Source organism: Exiguobacterium sp. UBA5002 (assembly GCF_002396765.1).
Taxonomy (GTDB): domain Bacteria; phylum Bacillota; class Bacilli; order Exiguobacteriales; family Exiguobacteriaceae; genus Exiguobacterium_A.
The window spans coordinates 48,521-66,372 of sequence record NZ_DGYQ01000033.1 but is presented as its reverse complement, the minus strand read 5'-3'; the positions used below and the strand labels follow the sequence as shown (position 1 = coordinate 66,372).

Genomic DNA, 17,852 nt, shown 5'->3' with positions numbered 1-17,852 from the left:
CACGGAGCATCTTTTTTTAGGATTCTTCGGTTGTATAAATCTTCGACATTGCCAGTTCATCAACGTATTCGCCATCGATGAAGAGTGATGCAATCCGTGTTCCTTCGATGTTAAAACCAAACTTATGATAGAGCTCGATTGCCCGCAAGTTATCCTTGCGAACCGTCAACTCTAGTCGGATCAGTCCTGCTTCAATCGCAAAGGTATCAACTGCTTCAAGTAGACCTGCACCGAGTCCACGACCCGTATAAGCATCGAGCAAGCCGATGATGAGGTTCGCGCGGTGACGGATCCGACTCGGTTCACCACCAACGACGAGCACGTACCCGACGAGTTGTTCATCGACCTCCACGACGAAAATATCTGAGTTCGCAGCCTGTCCGAATTTCTCGATGAACGCCTCTGCCTGTTCCGTTGAAAGGACACGTTCTTCCGGCTCATACAACATATATTTTGTTTCCCGATCAATGCGTCGCATCAAGTCCGATAAGGCTTTTCCATCCATCAACGTGGCGCGTCTTATCATAAATTTCAGCTCCTAGCTTCTATTCAAACTATTCATTTTTATATATTTAAATGGATTTGCATAATTTCAGAATAAAAATATATTTTATTGTTTAATAATTGATTCAATATGTTTAAATCCTGCTTCAGAACTCAATCCCTTAAATCGTCCACCTTTTTCCCAATCTTCACTGATTAATTTTGAGGAAATTATTATTGTTTCGAATTCATTTATAATTTTAGAAAAATCTTCTTTATTATCATTATTTTTTTTGACAATAGTAGTCAAAATATTATGCAATGATCTTAAACCCATATTTTTTTGAATGTAATAACTGTCATCGTAATAAATTTCATCGTCAAAAGATAATTTTTTGTAAGAAAAGCAGTTTTCCCATTTGTCCATAATAATTTTCCAACATGGAATTATTAATTCATACGTAATTTTATTGGAAAGTACATTCAAATATTTATCTAAATCTTCATAAGAAATACCTTTTAACTCATCCTGAATATCAGTAGTATAAATTTTACATAATAACTCTAGAGATTTATAAAAAGCATTATATCCAATTATACCAATCTCATCATCATTATTAACATCAATTATGATTCCATTTTTCCATACATTAATTTTAGAATTTGAATCCATTAGTGATTCATCTTCTTTTGATTCGTCTTCTTTATATAGCTTATCATCATTTAAACTAAAAATTATACGCTTCGCTAAATGATTCGTATAATCTAGATCTTTAACTCTCTCTAATTCTTCATATCTAGTTAGCGCTAATTTAACCAAATCAGTCTTAAGAGGCTTGGCTTTTGCATTAATAGATTGAAAAACTTCAACTTCCTTGATTTTTTTATTTGAATTTATAGGCATAATAATCACAGAAAACTCATAAGAATTTAGTTTATTAATTTTATCAGTATCTTTATCATCTTTATCACTTAATTCTTGAATATATCTATTCATAGCCATAATTCTATGTTGGCCATCTATTATTCTAAAAGTATTATTACCTTCATTCTTTTTTAATTTTATGTATCCAGCATCTCTGCTAGATTTTCTCGATGACTCATCCTCTTGTATTAAATTTTCTTCATCTATCCCAAGTAGAATTGAAGTAGGGGAAATTGGTGTACTATCTGTCTTCAAAGAAACTACTATTTTTTTTAAATGCCTTTCTACTAAGCTTCTTTGGTAGCCTAGTCTATTATTTTTAGAATAAATTGATACAGTAGAATTATTTATTATTTCTTCAAAAGTCATAACAGTCGAATAAAAATTCTGATTTCCTTGACAGTACTTAAACGCATTTATTTCCACTATTTATTCCACCCCTCTAAAATATATTTTAATATTTTCTCACTCAATTCATAACTAATACGATCTTCATCTTCTTTAATTTGTAGCCATTTTTTTATATTTTCACTAATATCAGAAGTTAATTCTTCTTTCTGAGAAATAATATTATTCAGAATTAAACTTGAATTAACTAATTCTTCTAACTCATCTTTCAATTGTTCGTGTTCAAGTATATCTTGAAATTTCTCCATAAAATCTTCATAGCTACTTTCAAAATGTTGATATAATTCTATTAATTTTATACTTTTTTTTATATTTGTGTTTTTAAAAATTTCATTACTACTTATATGCAACATAGTGTCTAATAAAATATCGATTTTGCTAGACACTAAATCGATTTTTTCATGGTAATTTTCATTTGATCTTAGTTCAAATAAAAGGTAATTCCGAAAAAAATCTGAACTATTGTTTAGTACTTTAGTAATTGCATTAAATGATAATGATTCTTTAAAGAAATGATCAATAATTTTTTTATCATTACTTTCAGTCATGCCCTCACTAAATATTTCTTCCTTAAACTCTATTTTTGTTTCCTTTAAATAAGAAAACAAAATTTGTGAGATTTGATTTACAACAAAGTTTAGTCTTCCGTTATCATTTGTTACCTCAAAAATTTCATTCTTTCTACTTTCAATGTAACTATAGATTTTTGTTCTCATTGCTTCTGATTCTATGTATGAAGTATCGTACGTATAAATATCATGGAGTATCTCCTCAATATTTATTAGCATGGGAGCAAGCGAATACATAATTTTTTTATTATAATTTTTTAGTTCATGAATTTCATAATCTTTATAAAATAATGTATGCTCTATATCTGCGAATGCACTTAAAAAAATACTTTTTATTTGAATTTCTATAGGATATCCACAATATTTTAACTTGATATGATAATACTTTATTGTTTCATTATTAAAAATCTTTTTTTTATTGTCTAAACCACTAATTTCTGTTATAAATTGTGAATTTTCTTCTATATATAATTTTAAGTATTTTAAAGCAATATCTTGAAATCCAATAGTAGTCGTAAGTATAGTTACTCCAATAAGATCATCGAATTTTGTTAGCAAATCTTCATTAGAAATTGTTTGAAATCTAATATCATTCCTAATAATTTTTTCTTCTATAGATAAACTATCCTTAACTCTTGATTTATAAGAAAAAGGAATTATAGATTTATATACAGAGTTATTTAATACAATTCTGTCCTCAATCGATTTATCTTTTATAAATTTTTCTATTTTGTCGACAAATTCATTTAACTTCTCCTTTAGTAACTTTTCTAAATTATCAGAATAATATCGACCTACTTCATTAGACATATCTAACAATTCTTGGACTTTCAAGATACCAACTCCAATTATCAGTATAGTTATTATTATAAAATATTTCATTCAAAAAAAGAGCATCAAAACCTATTTTATCAAAGGTTTTGATGCTCTTTGAAATCCTTACGATTTCAGGGTATGGAGACGGTGGGAGTCGAACCCACGTCCGAAGGCATCGTATACTTAAGCTTCTACGTGTGTAGTCAATTTATTGGGATCTCGTCGTCAGGCTGCCAATTGACAGGCGTCCGTCCGACCAGTCTGATTCCATCTCTTCTCTTTCCCTCCAGACGGAAGGGTCCAAGCGTAGCCTGTTTAAAGTGAGACCCTAGAAATCAGCCGACCAGGCGACAGCTGCTAGGATCCGCAGTTGCTATTACGCTGCTGCGAGTTGTGTGTTAGTTTTGCCAGTTATGGCTGGTGCGTTTTAACGAGGCCGACCCCTCGACACGCCACAGAAGACCGAACTACCCCCGTCGAATCCGTAACGTCCCCAAGATATAAAATTGGGGCTTTCCGAATACTAATATTCTAGCAGAAAAGTGTTACGGATTCAATACTTTTGCTTATCGCGTAGTGCCCGCTCGATGTCACGCTTCGCATCTTTCTTCTTCAGATCATCGCGTTTATCGAATTTCTTCTTCCCGCGTCCGAGCCCAATCAAGCATTTTGCGTACCCGTTCTTGATGTAGACCTTCAGCGGTACGATTGTATAACCGTCCCGTGAGACCGCCCCGATCAAGTTCGCGATCTGTTTCTTGTGCAGCAACAGCTTTCGTGGGCGGAGCTGCTCATGGTTGTACCGGTTCCCCTGTTCAAAGTGAGCGATGTTCGAGTTCCAAAGAATCGCCTCTCCCCCGTCGAACCGGACGAACGCGTCCCCGATGCTGATTTTCCCTTTACGGACCGATTTGATTTCCGTTCCCGTCAAGACGAGACCGGCTTCAATCGTATCCTCGATCGCATAATCGAACGAGGCCCGTTTGTTGTTCGCTAAGACTTTCGAATCTGTTCCCTTTGGCATGTTCGTTCACCACATTTCCGATGCGGAAGCGCTTATTTGCGCTTCCGTTTCTTATTCGAGACCGCCTTATGGAACGGCGGTTTATCTTTCTTATTCTTTAACGAGAATCCTTTTCCTTTGCTTTGGTCGCTCTTACCTGACCGTTTTTTGCCACGACGATCGTCCTTCTTCTTATCGTTGCGTTTTTGTCCCGGACGTCCACCGCTTGAGCGGATCGTCTTCGACTCGAACCGTTTCTTCGGTTGCCGTTCTGGCATCCCAACGACGCTGAAGTCAATCGTCCGTTCATCGATGTTGACGTTCGTGACCTTGATCTCGACGACATCGCCAATCCGGAACTGTTGCTTCGTCCGCTCACCGATCAGCTGATAGTTCGCTTCATCGTAACGGTAGAAGTCATCCGTCATCGCTTGAATGTGGACGAGTCCTTCGATCGTGTTCGGCAATTCGACGAACATCCCGAAGTTCGTCACACCACTGACGACACCTTCGAACGTCTCGCCAATGTGTTGCTCCATATACTCGGCTTTCTTCAACGCGTTCGTTTCCCGCTCCGCATCAACGGCGCGACGCTCGCGTTTCGACGAGTGATCAGCGATCTCAGGTAAGATTTCCGAGTAACGGTCTTGCGTCTTCTGTGACTTATCGTTGTAGATGACATATTCACGCAACAGACGGTGAACCATTAAGTCTGGGTAACGACGAATCGGTGACGTGAAGTGCGTGTAGTAGTCCGTCGACAGACCGAAGTGGCCAATCGGTTCGATGTCGTATTTCGCTTGTTGGAGCGAACGGAGCATGACCGTACTGACGACGGCTTCTTCTGGCTCACCTTCAACAGCATTGAGAATCGATTGCAACGTTTTCGGTGCGACTGACTCGCCCTTGCGTTCGACGTTGATCCCGAAGTTACCAATGAACTTGAAGAACGTATCGAGACGTTCTGCTTTTGGCTCATCGTGAATCCGGTACATGAACGGTAGTTTTTGACGCTGGATGTGCTCCGCGACCGTTTCGTTCGCTGCGAGCATGAACTCTTCAATCAGCTTCTCAGCGACTGACCGTTCCCGGAGGATGATCTCACTCGTCTTGCCTTCTTCGTTGACGAGGACCTTCGCTTCCGGGAAGTCGAAGTTGATCGCACCACGACGTGAGCGGCGTTCGCGGAGGATTGCTGCGAGTTCCGCCATCTTGTCGAAGTACTCGACGAGATCCTGATACTTTGCGATTACTTCCTCGTCTTCACGTTCGATGATTTTCCGGACATCCGTATACGTCATCCGTTCCGTCGTCTTGATGACACTCTGGAATATCTCGTGGTTGACGACAGCACCGTTCGCATCGATTTCCATGATACAGCTGAGCGTCAGACGATCGACGTGCGGGTTGAGCGAGCAGATCCCGTTCGATAGACGGTGCGGAATCATCGGGATGACACGGTCGACGAGATAAACACTCGTTCCGCGCTCACGCGCTTCTTCGTCGAGTGCGGAATCTTCTTTGACGTAATGCGAGACGTCGGCGATGTGGACACCAAGCTCGAAGTTGCCGTTCGCTAATTTTTTAACGTGAACCGCATCATCGAGGTCTTTCGCGTCTGCCCCGTCAATCGTCACCGTCAATTCGTTCCGTAAATCGACGCGTCCGACTAAATCTTTCTCATCGATTTGATCCGGTACAGCATTTGCCTCAGCGATCGCTTCCGGTGAGAAGTCGACGTTGATGCCGTGCTTATGGACGATCGACAAGATGTCGACGCCTGGGTCATTCTTGTGACCGATGATTTTCAAGACTTTTGCCGTTCCGGCGTAGCGACCGTCAGGATACTTCGTGATCCGGGCGAGGACTTTATGACCATCGACGGCACCAAGTGTATCGTCGTTCGCGACGACCGGTAAGAACGTCAATTTCGTATCATCCGGTTCGATGTAAGCGATCGACTCGATCCGTCCTTTTGGACTGACGAACGTCCCGACGAAATCGGCTGGTCCGCGTGAGAGAATCTTGAGCAGTTTCCCTTCGCGACGATCGCCGCCGTTTGACTCGGCAAACACTTTGACGAGGACACGGTCGCCGTTATAGACGTTCTTCAGTTCCGATGCCGGCAAGAAGATATCACCTTCTGAGCCGTCTTCCGGTGAGACGAAACCGAACCCGCGTTGGTGGACGGAAATCTTCCCTGCGACTTGACCGATTTGCGCAAGCGTTCCGTACTTGTTCGAGCGTGTCCGGGCAATCAACGCTTCGTCTTCCATCGCGTTTAGCGTCCGGATCAATTCCTTGAATGCTTCCGTATCCGCTAGTTCTAGTTTTTTCGTTAATTGATCAATCGACAACGGACGTTCTTCCGTCGTGATGACCGTTAGTATTCGTTCACGTAATTCCAACGTGACACCTCCAGTTACTTGCTCCAGTTCAATGACTCCAGGAAGTCCAAGATGTCAGAGTGGAGCTGGTCTTTTTCTTTGTCGAGCGTAATGACGTGACCTGAGTTCTCATACCAGATCAGCTCTTTTTGGAAGGCACTGACTCCATCATGGATGATGTTCGCAGAGTCGGTGTTGATCATGTGATCGTTGCGCGCTTGGACGACGAGCGTCGGTGCGTAGACGTCCTCGAGCGAATCGCGTGTCTCACGCAGCAGTTCCTGTAAGTCCTTCAAGGTCGGCATCGGTTCGAAGGACGCCATCTCGTGATCGATCTCTTCTTGCGATTTGCCTTCTCGCTTCTTGAATTCTCGTGCGTACTCGGTGACTCCTGCATACATGACTTCTTCACTTTTGATGTAGGCGGGTGCACACATCGGGATGACCGCTTTGACCGGACGATTCATCGATAACTTCAGCGACATGACACCACCGAGCGACAGTCCACAAACGGCGATTTCGTCATAGCCTTTATCGACGAGTTCCTGATATCCGGCAAGGACATCCTGCCACCAGTCGGCTGGCCCGGTCTTCGTCAGCTCTTCGGGTGGGGCAGCGTGCCCTTTATATTGTGGTGCAAGGGACGTATAGCCCTGCTTTTGCAAGTAGCGACCGAGGATGCGGACATCCGCGCTCGATCCAGTGAATCCATGTAATAGTAAAACGGCACGTGGGCCGGCTTCGAAAAAGAATGGTTTCGGTAAAGTGATTTTCATAAAATGATTCCCCCTCTAACTCTATACCCCATATCCGGAAAAAATGAATATCGAGAAATACAAAAAACGACAGCGCGATCATACGGCTGTCGTTTCAATGCTCACTTATAAAAAGCGACGAGTAACGCCAAGATGAAGAGTAATGCTCCTAAGATAGACGCCACACGATTTAGGACCGCATCCAAGCCACGAGCTTTTTGGCGACCAAATAATTGTTCTGCTCCACCCGTCAATGCTCCGAGTCCGGTCGTACGACCTGACATCAATAGAACGACGATGATGAGAAGAACGGAAACGACGATGAGGCCGACAAGAGCCACGTTATGAATGATCATCGATGATCCTCCTTCAGTAATATACGCTTCTTTCATTATAGAGAAAAACAAGTACGGGAACAAGGAATAGATTTAGGAACTTTTTCCTGCCTGTTCCACCTGACGAAAAGAGACACCTGAATCGTCGACTCAGGTGTCCTGTCTTCTTATTGTTTGATCAATTCGAGATCGACTGGGATGTTCTTCTCGACTGTTTCACCTTTGAGGTGCTTGATTGCTGTCTCGACACCCATCTTCCCGATCTCAGTCGGTTTTTGAGCGATCGTTCCTGCCATTTTTCCGTCTTTGACGGCTTTGACGGCATCATCCGTCGCATCGAAGCCGATGACTTTAACATCGTTGAGACCCGCTGCTTTTAACGCTTCGACCGCACCGAGTGCCATCTCATCATTGTGAGCGAAGACGGCTTTGATGTCTTTGTTATTTTGGAGGATGTTTTCCATGACCGACAAGCCTTTTGCCCGGTCGAAGTTTGCTGCTTGTTTTGCGACGACGTCGAGTTTACCGTCGACTGCTTCATGGAACCCTTTACCACGGTCGCGTGTTGCGGATGCTCCTGGAATTCCTTCGAGTTCCACGACTTTTGCTTTATCGCCAACGAGTTCAATCATGAACTCACCTGCTTGTTTCCCACCCGCGACGTTATCTGACGCGATGTGTGCGACGACGTCGCCTGCTTCTGCGTTCCGGTCAACCGTGATGACTGGGATGTTTGCATCGTTAGCTGTTTGGACGGCTGCACCAACTGCTGCTGAATCCGTTGGGTTGATCAAGATGAGATCGACTTTCTTTTGCACCATGTCTTCGATGTCGCTTGCTTGTTTTGCTGCATCATCTTGTGCATCGGCGACTTGAAGTGTTGCGCCTTGTGCTTTTGCTTCTTGTTCTGCCCCTTCTTTTAACGAGACGAAGAATGGGTTGTTGAGGGTTGAAATCGAAAGACCAATCTTGAAGTCCTTCGTCTTCTTCTTCGTTTCACCGTTGCTGCTGCCCGGTTGTTCCGTCGAACAGGCGGCTGCGAAGACCATTAATGCCATCATGACGACTGCAAGTAGTTTTTTCATCTGTAAATCCTCCTTTTTGAGTGTGGGTTACGCTGCTTGTTTCCGGTCCGCGAGTACCGCGAACAAAATGACTAAACCTTTGACGACGAGTTGGAAGAACGAGGAGACACCAAGCAAGTTGAGACCGTTGTTCAGTGTTCCGATGATCAAGGCACCGATCAAGGTACCGACAATCCAGCCACGACCACCTGAGAGGCTCGTCCCACCAAGGACGACCGCTGCGATGGCGTCGAGTTCGTACGATGTCCCCGCCGTCGGCTGCGCCGAGTTCAGACGGGACGTCAGGATGATGCCGGCAAGTGCCGCCATCAAACCGGAGAGTGAGTAGATCATGATTTTGACTTTATTGACTTGAATCCCCATCAACTTCGCTGCTTCTTCGTTGCCACCGATCGCATACGTATAGCGACCGAACGTCGTCTTCTTCAAGATGAAGTAGAGGACCGCGAAGGCAAGCAACATTGTTAAAACCGGTACTGGGAAGATCCAGAAGTAGCCGCGTCCGAACAGTTCGAACCAGCCACCTTGGCTCAGACCAGTGATTGGTTTCCCGTCCGTATAGACGAGCGTCAATCCCCGGAAGATCGTCATCGTCGCAAGTGTCGCGATGAACGGTGCGACCTTCCCGAGTGAGATGACCATTCCGTTTAAGGCACCCATGACAGCTCCGACGATTAGACCAGCCAGAATAGCGATCAACGCTGACGTTCCGTCCGTCATCAGACCCGCGACGAAGGCGGACGAGAGGGCGAGAATCGAGCCGACCGATAAATCAATCCCACCCGTCAGAATGACGAACGTCATCCCGAAAGCAATCAAGGCATTGATCGAGACTTGTCGTAAGATGTTAAATAAATTATTCAGTGTTAAAAAGTCCGGTTCCATGATCGAGACGACGAGGACGATCGCGAACAATCCTGCGAGTGGTCCAAGCTTTTGTCCGATCCCAAGACGTCTCGGTTTTGCTTCCGTTACCTTGCCTTGCATCAATTCCATATCATTGTCCTCCTGTCGCAAGTGTCATGATGCTTTCTTGCGTCGCTTCCTGTCGTGTCAACATGCCGCTCATCTTGCCTTCGCGCATGACATAGACCCGGTCGCTCATCCCGAGAATCTCCGGGAGGTCCGAGCTGACCATGATGATCGCGACACCCGCCGCAGCGAGTTTGTTCATGATGAGGTAAATCTCTTTCTTCGCCCCGACGTCGACACCACGTGTCGGTTCGTCAAGGATCAAGACTTTCGGTTGTGTCCCAAGCCACTTCGCGAGGACTACCTTCTGTTGGTTCCCACCGGACAGTGACTTCGCCGGCTGGTCCATCGAGCTGTGGCGGACCGAAAGCGACTTCAAGTATCCTTCTGCGAAATCACGCTCTGCCTGATCCTTGATGACACCGGAGCGGGATAACGAACGAATCGTCGGCAGCGAGATGTTCTCACGCAGTGAAAAGTCGAGGAACAAGCCTTCGCCTTTGCGGTCTTCGGTCAAAAAGCCGATGCCCTGACGGATCGCATCATACGGTGTCTTGATTTTCAGCGACTGTCCGTTCAGTTCGATCGTCCCGTCTTTCAGGCGATCGACCCCGAACAATCCCCGCATGACTTCCGTCCGCCCAGCACCCATCAAACCCGAGAAGCCGATGATTTCACCCGCCTTGACGGAGAACGAGACATCGTCGAATCGTTTCCCGCTCGCCTGTTTGACCTCAAGGACAGTTGCACCGATTGACACGTCACGATCCGGATACCGTTCGCCCATCTCACGACCAACCATCTCTCGGACGATCTGTTCGAACGATGTCTCGGGAATCGCGTGCGTCGAGACGGAGATCCCGTCTCGTAAGACGGTGATCCGGTCACAAAGCTCAAAGATTTCCTCCATTCGGTGTGAGATATAAACGATCGAGACACCTTGGTTGCGCAGTGCCGTCGCGACGCTAAACAAGGCACGAATTTCCCGCTCCGTTAGTGCGGCTGTCGGTTCATCCATGATGATGACCTTCGCGTCCGTCATTAAAGCTTTTGCGATCTCGATCATCTGTTGCTGACCGACCGATAACGTCCGAGCGAGTTGATCGACGTCCATGAAGACGTTCAATTCCGCGAGTTCACGTTCTGCCTGCCGCTTCATCTCGCCTTGCTTGAGAATCCCGAAGCGTGACTTCAACTCCCGTCCGAGGAACAAGTTCTCCGTCACCGTCAAATCCGGGAGGATGTTCAGTTCCTGGTGGATGAAGGCGATCCCCGCTTCTTCGGCAAGTTTCGGATTCTTATATTCGACGTCCTGTCCATCGACGCGGATCGTACCTGCGTCCGCTTTATGGACACCGGTCAAAATCTTCATCAGCGTCGATTTCCCGGCACCGTTCTCTCCCATCAAGGCGTGGATCTCACCCGCAGCGAGTTCGAAGTCGACACCTTTGAGGACGGGAACAGGACCGAATGCTTTTTTGATACCTGTCATCTCGATACGCATCGCATGACCTCCTTAAAAGATTACGCCGGAATGGAAGATGACATTTGCGTACGGTGTCGCTTCTCCGGTCCGGATGATGGCCTTCGCCTGCTGTGTCTGTTTCTTGAACTCTTCATGCGTGACGAACGTCGTCTCGATCTGCATAGCTTCGAGTTGCTCGAGGACGTCCGGATTCGCTTCCTTGATCTCTGTTGCCAGTGTCAGCTGTTCAATCGCCATGTCACCGGCGACGATACGGACGACGTCGAGAAATGATGGTGTGCCGAGTTCCAGTGCTAAATCGATTCGGGCGACCCCGTCTGGAATCGGTAGGCCACAATCGGCGATGACGATCGTATCGGTATGACCGAGATCAGTCAGGACTTTGCTGATATGACTGTTTAAGATACCATGCTTCTTCATGCGTCTCCCTCCATCTGTTCCCGTGTCGGCATGCCGCCTTGTGCGCCAAGCGCACGAATCGATAAGCCGGCTGCCCGGTTCGCGAAACGAATTGCCTCAACGAGCGGTTGTCCTTCCGTTAACGCGACGGCTAAGGCACCGTTGAACGTATCCCCTGCTCCTGTCGTATCGACGACGGTCGTTTCGATCGCGGGAATCGTCACGATTGCCTCTCCGTCGTAGAAGCGTGCCCCGAGACTACCTTCCGTTACGATTAATTTATTCGGATATTCCATCAACCAATGTTCGATTGGCTGGTCTTGTCCGAAGATCAAACCGCATTCATGTTCGTTTGGCGTTAAGTACGTGACGTGTTCAATCAATTCCGGACTGAGTGACATCGCCGGTGCTGGATTCAAGACGACTGGAATGCTGGTTGCATGTGCTTCGCGAGCAACGGTCTCGACCGTTTCGATTGGAATCTCAAGCTGGAGTAAGATGATTTCACTGGCTGCGAGAATCTCTGTGAGGGCGTTATCTGCAAACTGCACATGTTGATTGGCAGACTGAACGACGACGATCGAGTTGTCGCCTTCAGCAAGCGTGATATGTGCCGTTCCTGTCCGTTCACCTTCAATCGTTTGTAAGTGTGTCGTCTGCACTCCTTGCGTCTTGAAGTTTTCGCGGATCGCTTCACCGTTTGCGTCACCGCCGACGCAACCGATCATTTCGACGGTACTGCCGAGACGCGCGACCGCCACCGCTTGGTTCGCACCCTTTCCGCCCGGTACGGTATGAAAGGCATCCCCGATGACCGTTTCGCCTGCGCCTGGACGGCGTTTACTTTCGACGACGAGATCCATCGAGATACTGCCGATGACACTGATTTGTTTCATTCTTTCTCATCCTTCCGTTTCGTCGTTTCCCGTTCGATGATCTCAACCGTCAACTCATGATGGACGGCGGCAATCGGTGTGCCTTCAATCCGCTGAATCAGGAGTTTTGCGGCCAGCTCTCCCATTTGATAAATCGGCTGCGCAATCGTCGTCAACGGTGGTGAAATCATTTGACCGAGTTCGATGCCGTCATAGCCGATCACTTGTAGCTCGTCCGGAATCGTGATCCCGCGTTCCGCGGCGACTTGTACCGTAGCTGCGGCAATGACATCACTCGCGGCAAAGATCCCGTTGCAATAATAGTGATCAAAGAGATAGTTCGCTGCATCAAGCGCTCCTTGAAAATGGAACGGTGACTCGATGCTTGCGACCAGATGCGTTCCGGCGACTTCCTCAAAGCCGTCTCGTCGCTTCTTGATCGTCGGGAGTTTCGAAGGACCGCTGATGACAGCGAGTTCCGTCGCACCAGAAGCAAGTAAGAACGAGGCTGCCTTTTTCCCGCCTTCGTATCCGTTTGACGTCACCGTCGGAATCGCTCCTTGTAACACTCGGTCTAACGCTACGACCGGCACTTCAAGTTCTTCATAGTTCGGATTGTTTGAGTAGTTCGTCGTGATGATCAATCCGTCGACATGCATCGCCTCGAGTGACTTGATATATTCGCGTTCTTTCTGAAACTGTTCGTCTGTGTTACACAAAATGACCTGAAAACCATGTTGATGTGCCATATCTTCCACAGCTCGTGCGAGTTGTGGGAAGAACGGGTTCGTGATGTCTGGAACGATCAATCCGATCAGTCCGGACCGTTTTTGGAATAACGATCGCGCGACCCGGTTCGGTCGATAATCCAATTGTTTGATTGCCTGAAGCACCGCCTTACGCGATTTCTCACTGACATAACCCTTTTCGTTCATGACGCGTGAGACCGTCGCGACGGAGACATGTGCCGCTTTCGCTACTTCCCGGATGGTCGACATGTTTCGCCACCTCTTTCTTTTGATAACGCTTACAAGGATCATCATATTGTGTAACCGGTTACACATCAATCTTTTTTATCTAAAATATATTTTATTTTTTTCGAGTCCTCGGATTGGACTATAAAAAAGAAGCCTGACACCGCATCAGACTTACGATCATTCCGTATAATCATACACTTGAACGTTCTGAATCATCCTTAAATAAAGACAATCAGCGAGAGACCAATCAGAATATTAATGAATCCTAACCCATCCGTCGCTTTTGTGTATAACGATGGTTTATCTTTTTTGACACTATCGTTTAGAAACATCAATGTCACAGCAATGACTGTCGTGATACCAAGTGGTGCATTGAGAAAACTATCGGAATATGTAAAAAAGTTATTCATAATGTAGACACTGTTTAAAACGGACAATCCGAATAATATTTTATGCATGAAAGTCACTCCTATAATCACTAAGATCTTACGAAACCAACTAAGATCTGATTTCGTTCGTTCTCCATTATAGAATATTCTTCCAGAAATCCTTCCTTACATTATCGAAAGAAAGCATTTTGATGCGGACGCAAATAAACCATGAGGCAGTGTTACATCACCTCACGGTTTAAGAATTATCAGCTTAGGACGGAAATCAATGAACATCTCTACTTCGCTTCTTTTTACTTTTCTTCTCTGTATACAGGCGACGGATCAAAGCAACAACGAATGCAACGATTGCCAGCGGCTCAAACAAATAAATCAACAGGAACGTGACATCAATGACGGCATCCTCCGGATTATAACGGATGATATAGAGCGCACCGGGTAAGATGGCAATCAGTCCACCAATTCCGAGTGCCGTTCCCAAAATCAGACTCTGACGTGAAAATCGGCTCGTGATTTGATACAAACCGATGAATAGTATGAGTTCCGTAAAATAGATGAGGCGCAACGGGATGTCACCAATCGACGTATCAAGCCCTAAAAACAAAAACCGAAATAGCATGTCGATTCCCCCTTCTTTCTAGTTCTACCCCGAACAGCGTCCTCGTAATGCTAGATTTCCAGTTTCCCTGCATATCCTCGCTTCAATTAGGGAATAGCTAGAGAGTTACAGTCACATACAGAGAGTTGGGATCGGATGAAAGAAGAACACTCGATGAAGGTCGTCAGTTGTTTGAATAATTATTTCGAACGTCATCAGCAACCCCTTCAGGTCGATCTCTTACGAGATCTACCACCGATCGTGCTATTGTTGCGCGATGACGCGAAACGTGCCTTTCCAAAAGAAGCGAATTTGCACGATGAACTGTTACAAGACATCAAACGTTTGATTCAGGAATGTTTGGATCCCGATACACTGCGCGAATTAGGAATCGATGTCGATCTCTCGGACTTTTTCGTAACCCGTGCACCGCTTCATTCTGCCCATCATTATCTCGTTACATTCATTGAAGATTGATTCTGCTCTTATGATGAAAATAGCGCGTTCTTTCTTCACGTCATCACGTGATCAAAGAACGCGCTATCTTTATGCAAAAACCGATAGCGCCAAAGCACTACCGGTCATACTTCCACTCACGTATGGTAAAGACGACTTAATTCTCAACCTCAAGAATCGCTTCGATTTCAGCTTCTACTTCTTTGTTGACCATTTGCGAACGTTTTTTACGTAATTCGAGATCCATCTCCTGATCGATGAACTGGTTCGTATGCTTGTCGAAGCAATCAAAACAGATCGGATAAAAATCTTTTGCTTCTTTGTTCAATGAGTTGAATTCCCATGTATCGAGTTCCAAGTAACTGACTTGGTTGTTCGTTTCAGTTCCACAGATTTCACACTTCATGTTCATTCCCCCTTACGCGTCAATCTTCGCTTTTTCGGCTTGGCGTTCCTGACGTTCCTTGATACGCTTCAAACGTCCATGATACTTCATGATGTTCGCTTGAGATTGTTTCGCTTCGTCAGTTGTCGGTTCCAAATCGGCGATGCCCCAATACTTGACGACGACATCTAATACTTGGTCGAAGTATTGGAGGGGTCCATAGTTCGTATCAACAGCAATCGTCTTCATGCGTTCCGTGAAGTCCGGCATGATAGCACCTGGCATCGAGAAGTTGATGATGACGTCTTCGAAGAAGACGATGAAGTTCGGGTCAAGCTCTAGGTGTGCTTTGACCGTGTCACGATAGAACGCATAATGGAGCGCTTCGTCCTTCGCTAGACGACGGAGTAGCGTTGCTAAGTCTTTGTCGTGTGCCCCTGCGATTTTCGCAACGTTGTTATAGAAGACGAGTGTCGCTAACTCTTGCAGTGACGTATACGCCATCGTTGCTAGCGGGTTCGTGAAGTCCGGGAACCAGCCGTTTTCAACGACGCGTCTTCTTAATTGATGAAGTCGCGTTGGATTGACGTTTCGCGTGACGAGTAAATACGTCTCGAGTAAGTTCGAATGCTGATCTTCTTCTGCTGTCCATGTCCGGACGAAGTCATTGATGACTTCCATCGAGTTCTTGAATGTATAGTCTAAGTGCGACGTGTACCACGGTAAGTTGACTTCTGTCAGTAATGCCGTCTCGATTGCGACGATGACACCTTCCGGAAGCGTGACTTGACTTTCGTCCCAAGGAACGCGTTTGAACGACATCGCCTTATCCCACGGAATGAACTCGTGGTAGCTCCAGTCGATGTTGGCTGAACGCTCCTTGTGTAGTCGATATAACTCTTGAATGCGTGGTTCTAAACGGATATCTAAATCTGAATTTAACATGATCGTATCTCCTTTAGACGTATTTGTCATCTTCATCGAGCAAGATGTAATTAATGCCTATAACTATTTAATTTACACTTATTTATGAGTATAACATTTTAGTCATCTACTAGGATGAATCAATTTTTTGACAGTTCAGTATAGTTTTGATGACAAAAGCGACTTTTTGGTTTGACATTGCTTGATATACAAAAAACCTCCTATCCGTGTGTACGTATCACACGAATAGGAGGTTTTCCTTATAGCTTATTCAAACGATCAACCTGAAATTACTTCTTGAGGTTGTAGAATGATTTGATTCCGTCGTAGACAGCAACGTCTGAAAGCATGTCTTCGATGCGGAGAAGTTGGTTGTATTTCGCGATACGGTCTGTACGTGAAAGTGAACCAGTTTTGATTTGACCAGCGTTTGCCGCAACAGCGATGTCAGCGATCGTTGAATCTTCAGTTTCACCAGAACGGTGAGAAACGACAGCTGTGTAACCAGCTTTTTTAGCCATTTCGATTGCGTCGAATGTTTCAGTCAAAGTACCGATTTGGTTAACTTTGATGAGAATCGAGTTAGCGATGCCTTTTTCGATACCTTCAGCAAGTTTCTCAGTGTTCGTTACGAACAAGTCATCCCCAACGAGTTGGACTTTGTGTCCGATACGATCTGTAAGAAGTTTGTGACCATCCCAGTCGTTTTCGTCACAGCCATCTTCGATTGAGATGATTGGGTATTTGTCAACGAGTTGTGCGTAGAATTCAACAAGCTCTTCTGTTGAAAGGACTTTGCCTTCGCCAGCGAGGTTGTATTTTCCAGCTGCTTTATCGTAGAACTCAGAAGAAGCGACGTCCATTGCAAGGTAAACATCTTCGCCTGCTTTGTAGCCAGCTTTTTCGATTGCTTCAAGGATAACTGTGATTGCTTCTTCGTTTGATTTCAAGTTTGGAGCGAATCCACCCTCGTCACCAACTGCTGTGTTAAGACCCATTCCGCTAAGAACTGATTTCAACGCGTGAAAGATTTCAGCACCCATACGAAGTGCTTCTTTGAATGTTGGAGCACCGACAGGCATGATCATGAACTCTTGGAAGTCCACGTTGTTGTCTGCATGTGATCCACCGTTGATGATGTTCATCATTGGTGTTGGTAATGTTTTCGCGTTGAATCCACCGAGGTATGTGTAAAGTGGAAGACCAAGCTCATCAGCAGCAGCACGTGCAGCAGCCATAGAAACACCAAGGATTGCGTTAGCGCCGAAGTTACCTTTGTTTTTCGTACCGTCGAGATCGATCATCTTTTTGTCGATTCCAGCTTGGTCGAAGACATCGTAACCGATGATTTCTGGTGCGATTTTTTCGTTGACGTTGTCAACAGCTTTCAAAACACCTTTTCCGAGGTAACGTGCTTTGTCGCCATCACGGAGTTCGACTGCTTCGTGCTCACCAGTTGATGCACCTGATGGTACAAGCGCGCGACCGAAACCGCCATCTTCTGTATAAACTTCTACTTCTACTGTTGGGTTACCGCGTGAATCAAGAATCTCGCGTGCGTAAATCTCTGTAATCATTGACATTTAAATTCGCTCCTTTTGTGTGTAAGAAATATGTGGTGTAGC

General features: G+C 45.4%; 19 protein-coding genes and 1 other RNA gene. 1 reads left to right on the top strand and 19 read right to left on the bottom strand.

The genetic code is table 11. From position 1 onward, the window contains the following. Positions 1-16: 16 nt before the first annotated feature. From B4C70_RS10040 to B4C70_RS09965, 16 genes are all read right to left on the bottom strand, one after another. The gene (locus B4C70_RS10040) at positions 17-526 is read right to left on the bottom strand and encodes a GNAT family N-acetyltransferase (RefSeq protein ID WP_290778997.1); all 510 of its coding nucleotides are present in this window, start codon (positions 524-526) and stop codon (positions 17-19) included. 84 nt (positions 527-610) lie between these two features. Then, positions 611-1,834: a DGQHR domain-containing protein gene (locus tag B4C70_RS10035; RefSeq protein ID WP_290778994.1), complete on the bottom strand. Its 1,224-nt coding sequence runs from the start codon at positions 1,832-1,834 to the stop codon at positions 611-613. Next, positions 1,834-3,219: a hypothetical protein gene (locus tag B4C70_RS10030; RefSeq protein ID WP_290778991.1), complete on the bottom strand. Its 1,386-nt coding sequence runs from the start codon at positions 3,217-3,219 to the stop codon at positions 1,834-1,836. The genes B4C70_RS10035 and B4C70_RS10030 overlap by 1 nt, the downstream gene beginning before the upstream one ends. Positions 3,220-3,337: 118 nt before the next feature. Further along, positions 3,338-3,696, bottom strand: a transfer-messenger RNA (tmRNA) gene (gene ssrA, locus B4C70_RS10025). A gap of 58 nt (positions 3,697-3,754) precedes the next feature. Further along, complete coding sequence (gene smpB / locus B4C70_RS10020; RefSeq protein WP_023469198.1) at positions 3,755-4,225, bottom strand: SsrA-binding protein SmpB; 471 nt, start codon at positions 4,223-4,225, stop codon at positions 3,755-3,757. A gap of 32 nt (positions 4,226-4,257) precedes the next feature. Further along, a complete protein-coding gene (gene rnr / locus B4C70_RS10015; RefSeq protein ID WP_290778987.1) occupies positions 4,258-6,612 on the bottom strand; it encodes a ribonuclease R in 2,355 nt (784 codons plus the stop codon). Positions 6,613-6,626: 14 nt separating this feature from the next. After that, positions 6,627-7,367 carry an alpha/beta hydrolase gene (locus B4C70_RS10010; RefSeq protein ID WP_023469200.1) on the bottom strand — a complete coding sequence of 247 codons (741 nt, stop codon included), beginning with the start codon at positions 7,365-7,367 and terminating at the stop codon, positions 6,627-6,629. A 101-nt stretch (positions 7,368-7,468) separates the two neighbouring features. After that, positions 7,469-7,702 carry a preprotein translocase subunit SecG gene (gene secG / locus B4C70_RS10005; RefSeq protein ID WP_023469201.1) on the bottom strand — a complete coding sequence of 78 codons (234 nt, stop codon included), beginning with the start codon at positions 7,700-7,702 and terminating at the stop codon, positions 7,469-7,471. 146 nt (positions 7,703-7,848) lie between these two features. Then, positions 7,849-8,766, bottom strand: a complete 918-nt coding sequence (rbsB, locus tag B4C70_RS10000) for a ribose ABC transporter substrate-binding protein RbsB (RefSeq protein ID WP_069940920.1) — start codon at positions 8,764-8,766, stop codon at positions 7,849-7,851. A 27-nt stretch (positions 8,767-8,793) separates the two neighbouring features. Further along, a complete protein-coding gene (rbsC, locus tag B4C70_RS09995; RefSeq protein ID WP_290778981.1) occupies positions 8,794-9,762 on the bottom strand; it encodes a ribose ABC transporter permease in 969 nt (322 codons plus the stop codon). Position 9,763: 1 nt separating this feature from the next. Continuing rightward, complete coding sequence (locus B4C70_RS09990; protein ID WP_290778978.1) at positions 9,764-11,242, bottom strand: sugar ABC transporter ATP-binding protein; 1,479 nt, start codon at positions 11,240-11,242, stop codon at positions 9,764-9,766. A 12-nt stretch (positions 11,243-11,254) separates the two neighbouring features. After that, the gene (gene rbsD / locus B4C70_RS09985) at positions 11,255-11,644 is read right to left on the bottom strand and encodes a D-ribose pyranase (protein ID WP_290778975.1); all 390 of its coding nucleotides are present in this window, start codon (positions 11,642-11,644) and stop codon (positions 11,255-11,257) included. Then, positions 11,641-12,519: a ribokinase gene (gene rbsK / locus B4C70_RS09980; RefSeq protein WP_290778972.1), complete on the bottom strand. Its 879-nt coding sequence runs from the start codon at positions 12,517-12,519 to the stop codon at positions 11,641-11,643. Before rbsK ends, rbsD begins: the two co-directional genes overlap by 4 nt. Next, positions 12,516-13,496 (bottom strand): LacI family DNA-binding transcriptional regulator, encoded by a 981-nt coding sequence (locus tag B4C70_RS09975; protein WP_290778969.1) that lies wholly within the window; start codon positions 13,494-13,496, stop codon positions 12,516-12,518. Before B4C70_RS09975 ends, rbsK begins: the two co-directional genes overlap by 4 nt. A gap of 197 nt (positions 13,497-13,693) precedes the next feature. Further along, entirely contained in the window at positions 13,694-13,933 is a 240-nt protein-coding gene (locus B4C70_RS09970) for a hypothetical protein (RefSeq protein ID WP_290778966.1), read from the bottom strand. 196 nt (positions 13,934-14,129) lie between these two features. Next, positions 14,130-14,483 carry a hypothetical protein gene (locus tag B4C70_RS09965; RefSeq protein WP_052019103.1) on the bottom strand — a complete coding sequence of 118 codons (354 nt, stop codon included), beginning with the start codon at positions 14,481-14,483 and terminating at the stop codon, positions 14,130-14,132. 135 nt (positions 14,484-14,618) lie between these two features. On the opposite strand from B4C70_RS09965, the gene B4C70_RS09960 reads away from it, so the two are divergent. Beyond that, positions 14,619-14,939, top strand: a complete 321-nt coding sequence (locus B4C70_RS09960) for a hypothetical protein (protein ID WP_290778962.1) — start codon at positions 14,619-14,621, stop codon at positions 14,937-14,939. A gap of 136 nt (positions 14,940-15,075) precedes the next feature. Here B4C70_RS09960 and B4C70_RS09955 read toward each other — a convergent pair whose 3' ends face one another. The 3 genes from B4C70_RS09955 to eno all read right to left on the bottom strand — a co-directional run bounded on the left by B4C70_RS09955 (position 15,076) and on the right by eno (position 17,810). Beyond that, positions 15,076-15,324 (bottom strand): hypothetical protein, encoded by a 249-nt coding sequence (locus B4C70_RS09955; RefSeq protein WP_230088506.1) that lies wholly within the window; start codon positions 15,322-15,324, stop codon positions 15,076-15,078. Between the two features lie 12 nt (positions 15,325-15,336). Beyond that, on the bottom strand, positions 15,337-16,248 hold the full coding sequence (locus B4C70_RS09950; protein ID WP_290778959.1) for an acyl-ACP desaturase: 912 nt from the start codon (positions 16,246-16,248) through the stop codon (positions 15,337-15,339). A 269-nt stretch (positions 16,249-16,517) separates the two neighbouring features. Further along, positions 16,518-17,810 carry a phosphopyruvate hydratase gene (gene eno, locus B4C70_RS09945; protein WP_290778956.1) on the bottom strand — a complete coding sequence of 431 codons (1,293 nt, stop codon included), beginning with the start codon at positions 17,808-17,810 and terminating at the stop codon, positions 16,518-16,520. Positions 17,811-17,852 lie beyond the last annotated feature (42 nt).

Coding starts and splice junctions, on each gene's coding strand:
- B4C70_RS10040 (WP_290778997.1), bottom strand. CDS start 526: ATGATAAGACGCGCCACGTTGATGGATGGAAAAGCCTTATCGGACTTG.
- B4C70_RS09975 (WP_290778969.1), bottom strand. CDS start 13,496: ATGTCGACCATCCGGGAAGTAGCGAAAGCGGCACATGTCTCCGTCGCG.
- rbsC (WP_290778981.1), bottom strand. CDS start 9,762: ATGGAATTGATGCAAGGCAAGGTAACGGAAGCAAAACCGAGACGTCTT.
- B4C70_RS09950 (WP_290778959.1), bottom strand. CDS start 16,248: ATGTTAAATTCAGATTTAGATATCCGTTTAGAACCACGCATTCAAGAG.
- eno (WP_290778956.1), bottom strand. CDS start 17,810: ATGTCAATGATTACAGAGATTTACGCACGCGAGATTCTTGATTCACGC.
- rbsK (WP_290778972.1), bottom strand. CDS start 12,519: ATGAAACAAATCAGTGTCATCGGCAGTATCTCGATGGATCTCGTCGTC.
- secG (WP_023469201.1), bottom strand. CDS start 7,702: ATGATCATTCATAACGTGGCTCTTGTCGGCCTCATCGTCGTTTCCGTT.
- B4C70_RS09965 (WP_052019103.1), bottom strand. CDS start 14,483: ATGCTATTTCGGTTTTTGTTTTTAGGGCTTGATACGTCGATTGGTGAC.
- smpB (WP_023469198.1), bottom strand. CDS start 4,225: ATGCCAAAGGGAACAGATTCGAAAGTCTTAGCGAACAACAAACGGGCC.
- B4C70_RS09990 (WP_290778978.1), bottom strand. CDS start 11,242: ATGCGTATCGAGATGACAGGTATCAAAAAAGCATTCGGTCCTGTTCCC.
- rbsD (WP_290778975.1), bottom strand. CDS start 11,644: ATGAAGAAGCATGGTATCTTAAACAGTCATATCAGCAAAGTCCTGACT.
- B4C70_RS09955 (WP_230088506.1), bottom strand. CDS start 15,324: ATGAAGTGTGAAATCTGTGGAACTGAAACGAACAACCAAGTCAGTTAC.
- rbsB (WP_069940920.1), bottom strand. CDS start 8,766: ATGAAAAAACTACTTGCAGTCGTCATGATGGCATTAATGGTCTTCGCA.
- B4C70_RS09970 (WP_290778966.1), bottom strand. CDS start 13,933: ATGCATAAAATATTATTCGGATTGTCCGTTTTAAACAGTGTCTACATT.
- B4C70_RS10010 (WP_023469200.1), bottom strand. CDS start 7,367: ATGAAAATCACTTTACCGAAACCATTCTTTTTCGAAGCCGGCCCACGT.
- B4C70_RS09960 (WP_290778962.1), top strand. CDS start 14,619: ATGAAAGAAGAACACTCGATGAAGGTCGTCAGTTGTTTGAATAATTAT.